A 9,486-nucleotide genomic window follows, 5' to 3' on the forward strand; every position below is an offset into this window, starting at 1 on the left:
TCGGTGGAGCTGCATGACAAGGTCATCGGGCATTATCTGAACATAAAACACTATCAGTAAGTTGGAGTCATTACCGCCGCAGAGATGTTTGTGTTTCTCGCCGTCGAGCTTTCGTTGCTGTTTATAGTGATTAGTGCCGGTGTCAGCCTGATAAGACAAAAGGTGCCAGACCATAAAATCCAGCAGATGATGGGGGCCAGAAAAGGGAGAGGCTATCTCCTGGCTGCTCTGTTGGGAGCCGTTACCCCGTTCTGTAGTTGCTCGACAATACCCATGTTACGTGGATTGTTGTCAGCGAAAGCCGGGTTTGGTCCGACTCTCACTTTTTTATTTGTTTCACCATTACTTAATCCCATTATCGTCGGACTAATGTGGATGACCTTTGGTTGGAAAGTCACCTTGTTGTACGCGATTATCGCAGCCGGCGTCTCCGTTCTTGCCAGTATTATCCTGGATTCTCTGGGGTTTGAACGTCATATCATTGCCAGTAAAAGCTCATCAGCAAATTGTTGTGCTCCAGCAAAAACTTCGCCGGGAACGACATATACGCCCATAAAAGTGAGTTGTTGTAGTCCAGCGGCTAAAGCCATTGAGAACCCCGTAGTTACCTGTTGCAGTACCAAAGCTGTAGTAAGTATTAATCCCATAAAACTAGCCACCAAAGATGCGTTGCAACAGTTTAAAGATGTACTGCCATATCTTTTGTTAGGAGTATTAATAGGATCTTTTATTTATGGCTTTATTCCCTCAGCGTGGATTGCCGCTCATGCAGGATCAGATAATCCCTTCGCCATCCCATTAAGCGCCGTTGTCGGTATTCCGCTGTATATCCGGGCTGAGGCGGTTATCCCTCTGGCATCTGTTCTGATGACAAAAGGAATGGGTCTGGGAGCATTAATGGCATTAATCATCGGCAGTGCCGGCGCAAGCCTGACGGAAGTGATATTACTTAAATCAATGTTCAGAATGCCGATGATAGCTGCATTCCTGACGGTTATATTAGGTATGGCTATCTTGATGGGCTATTTGACTCAATTGCTATTTTAAATAGATGCCAGCAGTAAACTATAAGATGCATAGTTAGTGCCATATCCTTCTAAGTAGAAAATCATAGACAGGATAATCCTTAAAAATCACAAATGATTTAACTAATGCATTGAGAATGATGACGGCTCGGTCAACAAGTCATCAACAGACAATAACCACGTAATCATGCTTCTCTGACATTTTATCGGAGAAGCAATGACTCTTTGTCTCAGTACCCTCCTCCTTTTTAAAAGGCAGATTTCAGTCGCTAATACAACACATTTTTAAATACACTTTAACCTGGTTCATTATTACACATCTAAAACATCACAAAAATATTACTTCACACACTATCGGAGAACATAATAACTTTTTAAAATGAGCGTTTTTTGATAGTTGTTAACGTTTTCCTTTACGATACTATCACTGCCCTTTTTTTATACACAAATATTACCGGGTGGAAATGAAAGGGAATTTAAAGGTAATTATATCAGGAAGATATAACGCATTATATTTATTGTGTGTAGAAGAAAATCCATTCCTGTTCTAATTATCCAATTTAAAAACATTAGCATAAAACAGATGATGAATAAGGAATGTTATGTCAATTGACTTTACCCCAGGTATAATAAATACATATCACGGCGATATTTATAACTGCACAACAAATACCGATAATGTTAAAACGCCAGACACACCGAAGTGGCCTTGTGATAATTGGGAAGAACAACAACCCATTAATTCCACATTCTCTGGAGAAGGATACAACCCTGAACAATTTGATTTAGCGCAACAACAACTCCAACAAATTAATGCATGCCACACGAACACCACATATACAAATGCAGACTACTCAAAAGTTGTGGTTCAACTTGTAAGTCTTATTAATAACATTGAAACGATAAGTTCGACACCACTTACGCAACAGACACAATCAATACTTAATCAGATTCATAACATTAGATACGAAAAGGATAAGGATTCTGTATGTCAAATCATTGTTGTCGTTAATCCAGAACCCAACAATCCAATCATAACTAAAATTCTCGTAGAAGAAGGAATACCCGAAAGATTCAGTGTCCAAACCGTTTCTTCCGATAATAAAAATTTTGCTGGGCAACGAGCTGACTTACCAACTGATATAAGAGACATTCAAAGCTTGTACTTAAAAATGGCGAAGCTGTATATTGAGCACAGTAAAAATGAAAATAGGATGGAAGCCCTTGCTGGATGCGACTTTATTGATTTCAACATGACAGGGCAAGATATGTCCAAGCTAGTCCTAACCTTATCAAAATTTTATTTTGAAGATCTACTTAATATAAATTTCACTGACGCAAATTTATTTAACACTATTTTTTCACACAAGGAAAATCCCATCCCCAAACTACATAAATATGAACAACATCTTGACAAACAAATCAATGGTTTGTTTTCTACATTGTTAACTATTAATGACAACTCTTTACGCGCGAAAGCGGAAATTGCTTCGAGAATAATTGATTTCTTAGAGGCAAAGGTAGTGAATCTTTCATTTGATGACATATTAAAATATAAGCAAGAGTTCAAAAAAATATGTTATAAACAACTTCAAGAGTTTACAACACCCTCTCTATACAATAAAATTCAAAAATGGGCAACAATGTCTAAAAATGAATTCATAGAATTTCATTACGAGACACTTCAACCCGAAAAGATTTCATACCCCTTTTATTTAAAGAGAGATCTGCCTAATGAAAAAGATATAAATTATGGGGTGGAAATAGAAATACCATCTGGCAAAAGAATTCGCTTATCAAATCATTATCAGAATATAATACCATAATATTGATTATTAGCACTTTATAATCATTGAATAAAAATAGATTTTATGTAATTTTAAAACAAAGGGTTATATTATTGGGCGATGGATACTCATACCACGCCCCAAAATAACGGAATTGAACTAAACAGAAGGGATATAAACATCAGACAGGTTTACGTTACTATCAGGCATATCACCTCAGAATCAGATGAAAACTATAAAGAAATATCTATTATGGTTTTAATATTTGTTGATAAGGATAGTAACATGAACATGACAAAAGGTGCACTCATCCTCAGCCTTTCATTTTTGCTTGCCGCATGTAGTTCAATTCCGCAAAATATCAAAGGCAATAACCAACCTGATATTCAAAAAAGTTTTGTTGCTGTTCATAACCAGCCGGGGTTATATGTTGGTCAACAAGCGCGCTTTGGTGGGAAGGTTATCAACGTTATCAATGGCAAAACGGATACGTTGTTAGAAATCGCTGTATTACCGTTGGATAGCTATGCGAAGCCTGATATTGAAGCCAACTATCAGGGCCGACTGCTCGCCAGACAAAGCGGCTTCCTTGATCCAGTGAACTATCGTAATCACTTTGTTACCATCCTCGGTACCATTCAGGGTGAACAACCAGGCTTTATCAATAAAGTCCCGTATAACTTCCTGGAAGTGAATATGCAGGGCATCCAGGTGTGGCATTTGAGAGAAGTGGTTAATACCACCTATAACCTGTGGGATTACGGCTATGGTGCATTCTGGCCGGAACCGGGCTGGGGTGCGCCTTACTACACCAATGCGGTGAGTCAGGTAACACCTGAGCTGGTCAAATAACACCACCGAAAGATGCAGATGCTTTCTCAGCATCTGCATCATGTATTACATAAAATTAATATACAGTAAGCTAACTATTATTATTATAAGCCCTGTCCTGTTAATTACCTTTGGCAAACTGATTATAAAGTTAATGTCCGCACCAGGAGTCGGTTATGTTTCTTATAATTACCAGGGATACGATGTTCTTCACCGCGATGAAAAACATTCTGAGTAAAGGTAATGTCGTTCATATACAGAACGAAGAAGAGATCGACGTAATGTTGCATCAGAATGCCTTCGTCATTATTGATACATTAATGAATAATGTATTTCATTCTAATTTTCTCACTCAAATTGAACGATTAAAACCTGTCCATGTCATTGTTTTCTCCCCCTTTAATATTAAACGCTGTCTGGGGAAAGTACCGGTGACCTTTGTTCCGCGGACTATCACTATCATTGATTTTGTCGCACTCATCAATGGCAGTTACTGCTCTGTGCCTGAAGCGAATGTGTCACTTTCGCGCAAGCAACATCAGGTTCTGAGCTGCATTGCGAATCAAATGACAACTGAAGATATTCTGGAGAAACTGAAAATATCGCTAAAAACGTTCTACTGCCATAAACACAATATCATGATGATCCTCAATCTTAAGCGGATCAATGAGCTGGTACGCCATCAGCATATTGATTATCTGGTGTGAATTTCAGGCTTACGGTGAGTCTGGCTACGCTGCCACACAGATTAGCTAATTGAAACGCCTTTCACCCCTGCCATACCTTTTAATAATCGCAACAGGTCTTCTATCAACGTTGTGGCATGAAGCTGGATATCAATGGCGACCACTTCATGATCTTCATTTTCCTGCAACGAAACTAAATCAGTTTTTATTTTTTGCTGCTTAAACCAGTCGAGCATTGATACCGTATTACCGTTCACTAATGTCAGCTGTAAATGGTAATTTTTGTTCATCAGGCGGAAGGTTAATTGATGGAAGACTTCCAGCACCAACAAGGTCATCACTGAACCATAAATACCCAGTTCGTACATACCGCTGCCAATAACCATACCTATGCGGCGGTCACCCAGATATCCGCTGCCGTCGTCAGACCTACAATATTTTGGTTACGAACGAGAATGTTACCTGCACCGATAAACCCGACGCCCGTCACCACCTGAGCAGCAATACGGCTGGGGTCGAGTCCGACGTGATCTAAAGACAGCACGTCAGCAAAACCATATTTCGAAACAATCATAAACAGGGCGCTTCCCATGCCAATTAATACATGTGTGCGTAACCCTGCTCCTTTGCCGCGCATTTGCCTTTCCATGCCAATAGCGCCACAGGCAATTGCCGCGAGTATAAGACGTATAATAAATTCTGCTGTCATATAAAAATGCAAAAAGGAGCAGCAAGATGGCTCAACTTGCTACTCCTTTTTACTTGTACCTCATTAATTCGGCAAGTCATTAGATGCTTGATTTTTGAAGGTATACAAATTTTTCTGCGGGTTTTTCTTACAGTATTCGATCACTTTAGGAATTTGAGTGAGATCGGTTTCATTTAAAGTAACGGTATCGCCACCTTTATATACTGTTTCTTCATGCAGCATCCACCATGCAACCGGGGTCATTGCTTTTGGATTCAGATCAATAAATTCCTGGCAGGTCATATCTTTAGCAGATTCATTGGCTGCCAACGCAGATTGTGCGTTCACCAGTGACAAAGCCGCTACAGCGCCCATAAAAATAAACGCTTTACGGAGAGATGAAATATTCATTTTGTAACCCATTCAATATAGAGATTATATATGAACAGGAGGAATAGCTGCTTTTAAAGAAGATATTCCGGCCTGTTCAATATGCAAGGAAGTACGATGTAACGCATTCCCGGAATTACATATCTTTCTTAATTTTGTCCCATTCGCCTTTAACTTTATCTTTAAAGTTGGCTTGTTTATCCTGAGTACAAGCCTGAACGATAGCTGGGGTTACGGTTGCAATACCCTGAACATCTAAAACCGCATCTTCTGGTTTATCTTTGTTGTTCAGCGCTTCAGCAAAACCAACTGCAGTTGGCTGGAAGGATTCGTCCACAGCCAGGAAATCTTCACAGGTCCATGAGTTGACCGGTTTTTTGTTATCAGCTGCTTTTTGCGCATCCGCTGCATTGCTCACAACTGGCAGAAGAAGCAGACCACCAAGAATAACGCCTAATACTTTTTTCATCGTAATATCCTCAACTATAAAGTGAAAGAGCCGTCACGAATCAATTTCGACACTGAGGTTATAACCTGGTTTTCTGTATATGTCATGTTGATGGAAAATATCAAAATCAGATATTTTTATTTCAATACAATGAGTTACAGATGCATCAGATACTGCAATTAGGAAATTTTTATTAAATCGACTGCATTCTTAGACGCGTTTTTGGCATAGATTGATAGCAGGGGATTTTCTTCTTAATTTTATAGGGTGGTTCTATGTTATATATAGATAAGGCAACAATTTTGAAGTTTGATCTGGAGATGCTGAAAAAGCATCGCAGAGCAATCCAGTTTATTGCCGTGCTGCTGTTTATCGTCGGGTTGCTGTGTATCAGTTTCCCGTTCGTCTCTGGCGATATTTTAAGCACAGTAGTGGGTGCATTATTAATCTGCTCGGGTATTGCGCTTATTGTCGGGTTATTCAGCAACCGCAGTCATAATTTCTGGCCGGTATTATCCGGTTTCCTCGTCGCAGTCGCCTATTTATTGATCGGCTATTTCTTCATCCGTGCACCGGAGCTGGGCATTTTTGCCATTGCGGCATTTATTGCCGGTTTGTTCTGTGTTGCAGGGGTTATTCGCCTGATGAGTTGGTATCGTCAGCGTTCAATGAAAGGCAGCTGGCTACAGCTCGTTATTGGTGTGCTGGATATCGTCATTGCCTGGATATTCCTTGGTGCAACGCCGATGGTGTCTGTAACGCTGGTTTCCACACTGGTGGGAATTGAACTGATATTTAGCGCCGCCAGCCTGTTCAGCTTCGCCAGTTTGTTCGTTAAGCAGCAATAATTACCCCGGTTGTCACCCGGATCATAGTCACTTGATGTGACTATGATCCGATTAATACTCTCTCCGCTACGCAGTGTTGTAGATCAATTGCGCACTATCATTGAAATAATTACCTGCTAGTGATTATTTCAACCTACTGAATTTCATCTAATTTTTTTCACTCCATGGCAAATTAGCCATTTCAAACATTATCATGGCTGATATTTTCCGTAGTCAGGTTTAATGTTTTAAAAGTGCTGTGGGAAAGTGAACAAAGAGTTCCGTAAGCGTTGATGCTATGGGCGGTTAAATAAGTAATCCGGGTTCATTTTTTTGCAACTGGCGTTGATTACATTGCATAAATATCCGTGTCTCCAGACGCTATATAAAAACCTGAAGACATGAATGCGTTATTTACTCAGGTAATTTCAATGCGTTAAAAGAAAGCTGGCAATCCAATTGCCAGCTTAAGTCGAAACAAGGAGACTCGATATTTAAATCGGATTACATTTTAACTTTAGTAATATTCTTCAGAGATCACAAACTGGTTATTGATAACTTATTCTTGGGCAGTAATCCGCAAACGTTAACTTTTTGTTTACTATTTACAAGCTGATAACAACCAGGAATCTTACTTAGGATCAATATATGGAGTGCGTGATGGATAAATCTGAAGTATTGATTAGTGTTAATAGACGTATTAGTTCACGAAGGGCAAAGTTCTTATAGGCGTTTACTATATTGAACAACGATTCGGACAAGGATGTAAATAATGAAAAGGATGACATGTTCGAAACGATAACGGCTAAGGAGCAAGTTATGATTTTTCTCATGACGAAAGATTCTTTTCTTTTACAGGGCTTTTGGCAGTTGAAAGATAATCACGAAATGATAAAAATCAATTCCCTGTCAGAGATCAAAAAAGTAGGCAATAAACCCTTCAAGGTTATCATTGATACCTATCACAATCATATCCTTGATGAAGAAGCGATTAAATTTCTGGAGAAATTAGATGCCGAGAGAATTATTGTTTTGGCACCTTATCACATCAGTAAACTAAAAGCTAAAGCGCCTATTTATTTTGTTAGCCGCAAAGAAAGTATCAAAAATCTTCTTGAGATTACTTATGGTAAACACTTGCCCCATAAGAATTCACAATTATGTTTTTCACATAATCAGTTCAAAATTATGCAACTGATTCTGAAAAATAAAAATGAAAGCAATATCACGTCGACGCTCAATATTTCGCAACAAACATTAAAGATTCAGAAATTCAACATTATGTACAAGCTGAAACTAAGACGTATGAGCGACATCGTCACCCTGGGTATCACATCTTATTTTTAGTCAGGACATAAGCAACTGAAATTGATGGCTGGCATGACGAGGGATGCAGATGCTGATTTCATTACCCCCGGTGATTACTAAAGGAGAGGCTAAAACGACTTGATTCCCCTGGTATGTGTATCCACCAGTAGAACCCTTCGTTGCCCGAATGCTGGCAGGAACTGTTGGCAGAACGGCAACATTTTTTTTGTCGTTGACCTCACCATGTCGATCACTGTGCCTGTATCCCACCTTACTGGCTGACAACCCCACTATGCCGCTGGTCTGTAAATCCCTCATATCTCTCCTCGCGCGCAATTTAAAGAACCGTTATTTCTCAAGAATTTTCAGGGACTAAAATGAACAGAAGAAGAAAGCTGTTAATACCGTTGTTATTCTGCGGCGCGATGCTCACCGCCTGCGATGACAAATCGGCGGAAAACGCCGCCGCCATGACGCCTGAGGTCGGTGTCGTCACACTCTCCCCTGGTTCGGTCAATGTGTTGAGCGAATTGCCCGGTAGAACCGTTCCTTATGAAGTTGCCGAGATACGTCCCCAGGTGGGCGGTATTATCATTAAACGCAACTTTATCGAAGGCGATAAAGTGAACCAGGGCGATTCGCTGTATCAGATTGATCCTGCACCTTTACAGGCCGAGCTAAACTCCGCCAAAGGCTCGCTGGCGAAAGCGCTCTCTACCGCCAGCAATGCCCGCATCACCTTTAACCGCCAGGCATCGTTGCTGAAGACCAACTACGTTAGCCGTCAGGATTACGACACCGCGCGCACCCAGCTGAATGAAGCAGAAGCCAATGTCACCGTCGCCAAAGCGGCTGTTGAACAGGCGACGATCAATCTGCAATACGCGAATGTCACCTCGCCGATTACGGGCGTCAGCGGGAAATCGTCGGTGACCGTCGGCGCACTCGTTACCGCTAATCAGGCAGATTCGCTGGTTACCGTACAACGTCTGGACCCGATTTATGTCGATCTCACGCAGTCGGTGCAAGATTTCTTACGCATGAAAGAAGAGGTCGCCAGTGGGCAAATCAAACAGGTTCAGGGCAGTACGCCAGTACAGCTCAATCTGGAAAATGGTAAACGTTACAGCCAGACCGGCACGCTGAAATTCTCCGACCCGACGGTTGATGAAACCACGGGCTCCGTGACGTTACGGGCGATTTTCCCCAACCCAAATGGTGACTTGCTGCCTGGCATGTATGTCACGGCATTAGTGGATGAAGGTAGCCGCCAGAATGTATTTATGACTAGGTAATTTATTCAAGATAACCGGGAATGGGTAAAAAAAGACGGGATTTGATGGGATTCAATAAGTTATGCGCCGATTGCATTCAAGATAAAACGAGTTAAAAATGCTCAATGCTTCGATATCGATAAAACGGTAATGACTCCAACTTACTGATAGTGTTTTATGTTCAGATAATGCCCGATGACCTTGTCATGCAGCTCCACCGAT

Annotated in this window: 11 protein-coding genes and 2 pseudogenes; 8 read left to right on the plus strand and 5 right to left on the minus strand. The window is 40.8% G+C overall.

Annotated elements, in window-relative coordinates; translation table 11 throughout:
• The 5 genes from ABZJ92_RS18980 to ABZJ92_RS19000 form a co-directional block, all read left to right on the plus strand.
• Nucleotides 1-60: IS1 family transposase (locus ABZJ92_RS18980; RefSeq protein ID WP_071528444.1), on the plus strand; the 60-nt coding region annotated here is incomplete at its 5' end.
• A 24-nt stretch (nt 61-84) separates the two neighbouring features.
• Entirely contained in the window at nt 85-1,047 is a 963-nt protein-coding gene (locus ABZJ92_RS18985; RefSeq protein WP_000497516.1) for a permease, read from the plus strand.
• A 580-nt stretch (nt 1,048-1,627) separates the two neighbouring features.
• Complete coding sequence (locus ABZJ92_RS18990; protein WP_000020617.1) at nt 1,628-2,851, plus strand: hypothetical protein; 1,224 nt, start codon at nt 1,628-1,630, stop codon at nt 2,849-2,851.
• Nucleotides 2,852-3,097: 246 nt separating this feature from the next.
• The gene (slp, locus tag ABZJ92_RS18995) at nt 3,098-3,664 is read left to right on the plus strand and encodes an outer membrane lipoprotein Slp (protein ID WP_001057453.1); all 567 of its coding nucleotides are present in this window, start codon (nt 3,098-3,100) and stop codon (nt 3,662-3,664) included.
• Between the two features lie 155 nt (nt 3,665-3,819).
• On the plus strand, nt 3,820-4,350 hold the full coding sequence (locus ABZJ92_RS19000; protein ID WP_000478623.1) for a helix-turn-helix transcriptional regulator: 531 nt from the start codon (nt 3,820-3,822) through the stop codon (nt 4,348-4,350).
• Nucleotides 4,351-4,391: 41 nt separating this feature from the next.
• On the opposite strand, the pseudogene ABZJ92_RS19005 reads toward ABZJ92_RS19000, so the two are convergent.
• From ABZJ92_RS19005 to hdeA, 3 genes and pseudogenes are all read right to left on the minus strand, one after another.
• Nucleotides 4,392-5,038: pseudogene (locus ABZJ92_RS19005) on the minus strand (MgtC/SapB family protein).
• Between the two features lie 63 nt (nt 5,039-5,101).
• A complete protein-coding gene (gene hdeB / locus ABZJ92_RS19010) occupies nt 5,102-5,428 on the minus strand; it encodes an acid-activated periplasmic chaperone HdeB (protein ID WP_001298717.1) in 327 nt (108 codons plus the stop codon).
• Between the two features lie 115 nt (nt 5,429-5,543).
• Nucleotides 5,544-5,876 carry an acid-activated periplasmic chaperone HdeA gene (gene hdeA / locus ABZJ92_RS19015; protein WP_000756550.1) on the minus strand — a complete coding sequence of 111 codons (333 nt, stop codon included), beginning with the start codon at nt 5,874-5,876 and terminating at the stop codon, nt 5,544-5,546.
• A gap of 254 nt (nt 5,877-6,130) precedes the next feature.
• Between hdeA and hdeD the strand changes: the two genes are divergently transcribed.
• Nucleotides 6,131-6,703, plus strand: a complete 573-nt coding sequence (gene hdeD, locus ABZJ92_RS19020; RefSeq protein ID WP_000965672.1) for an acid-resistance protein HdeD — start codon at nt 6,131-6,133, stop codon at nt 6,701-6,703.
• Nucleotides 6,704-7,501: 798 nt separating this feature from the next.
• The gene (gene gadE / locus ABZJ92_RS19025; protein WP_000576690.1) at nt 7,502-8,029 is read left to right on the plus strand and encodes an acid resistance transcriptional activator GadE; all 528 of its coding nucleotides are present in this window, start codon (nt 7,502-7,504) and stop codon (nt 8,027-8,029) included.
• On the opposite strand, the gene ABZJ92_RS19030 is transcribed toward gadE, so the two are convergent.
• Nucleotides 8,030-8,308, minus strand: coding sequence for a hypothetical protein (locus tag ABZJ92_RS19030; RefSeq protein ID WP_001205330.1), 279 nt, complete (start codon nt 8,306-8,308; stop codon nt 8,030-8,032). It abuts the gene before it with no gap.
• Nucleotides 8,309-8,415: 107 nt separating this feature from the next.
• On the opposite strand from ABZJ92_RS19030, the pseudogene ABZJ92_RS19035 reads away from it, so the two are divergent.
• Nucleotides 8,416-9,276 (plus strand): annotated as a pseudogene (locus ABZJ92_RS19035) (efflux RND transporter periplasmic adaptor subunit); the annotation flags it as partial.
• Nucleotides 9,277-9,425: 149 nt separating this feature from the next.
• Here ABZJ92_RS19035 and ABZJ92_RS19040 read toward each other — a convergent pair.
• Nucleotides 9,426-9,486, minus strand: a 61-nt coding sequence (locus ABZJ92_RS19040) for an IS1 family transposase (RefSeq protein WP_071528444.1), incomplete at its 5' end; no start/stop codon positions are given.

The organism is Shigella sp. FJ200513, from assembly GCF_040495915.1.
Taxonomy (GTDB): domain Bacteria; phylum Pseudomonadota; class Gammaproteobacteria; order Enterobacterales; family Enterobacteriaceae; genus ECMA0423.

Bases quoted from the DNA above. Each gene is read 5' to 3' on its own strand.
- slp (WP_001057453.1), top strand. From the start codon at position 3,098: ATGAACATGACAAAAGGTGCACTCATCCTCAGCCTTTCATTTTTGCTT.
- ABZJ92_RS19030 (WP_001205330.1), bottom strand. From the start codon at position 8,308: ATGAGGGATTTACAGACCAGCGGCATAGTGGGGTTGTCAGCCAGTAAG.
- ABZJ92_RS18985 (WP_000497516.1), top strand. From the start codon at position 85: ATGTTTGTGTTTCTCGCCGTCGAGCTTTCGTTGCTGTTTATAGTGATT.
- ABZJ92_RS19000 (WP_000478623.1), top strand. From the start codon at position 3,820: ATGTTTCTTATAATTACCAGGGATACGATGTTCTTCACCGCGATGAAA.
- ABZJ92_RS18990 (WP_000020617.1), top strand. From the start codon at position 1,628: ATGTCAATTGACTTTACCCCAGGTATAATAAATACATATCACGGCGAT.
- gadE (WP_000576690.1), top strand. From the start codon at position 7,502: ATGATTTTTCTCATGACGAAAGATTCTTTTCTTTTACAGGGCTTTTGG.
- hdeB (WP_001298717.1), bottom strand. From the start codon at position 5,428: ATGAATATTTCATCTCTCCGTAAAGCGTTTATTTTTATGGGCGCTGTA.
- hdeD (WP_000965672.1), top strand. From the start codon at position 6,131: ATGTTATATATAGATAAGGCAACAATTTTGAAGTTTGATCTGGAGATG.
- hdeA (WP_000756550.1), bottom strand. From the start codon at position 5,876: ATGAAAAAAGTATTAGGCGTTATTCTTGGTGGTCTGCTTCTTCTGCCA.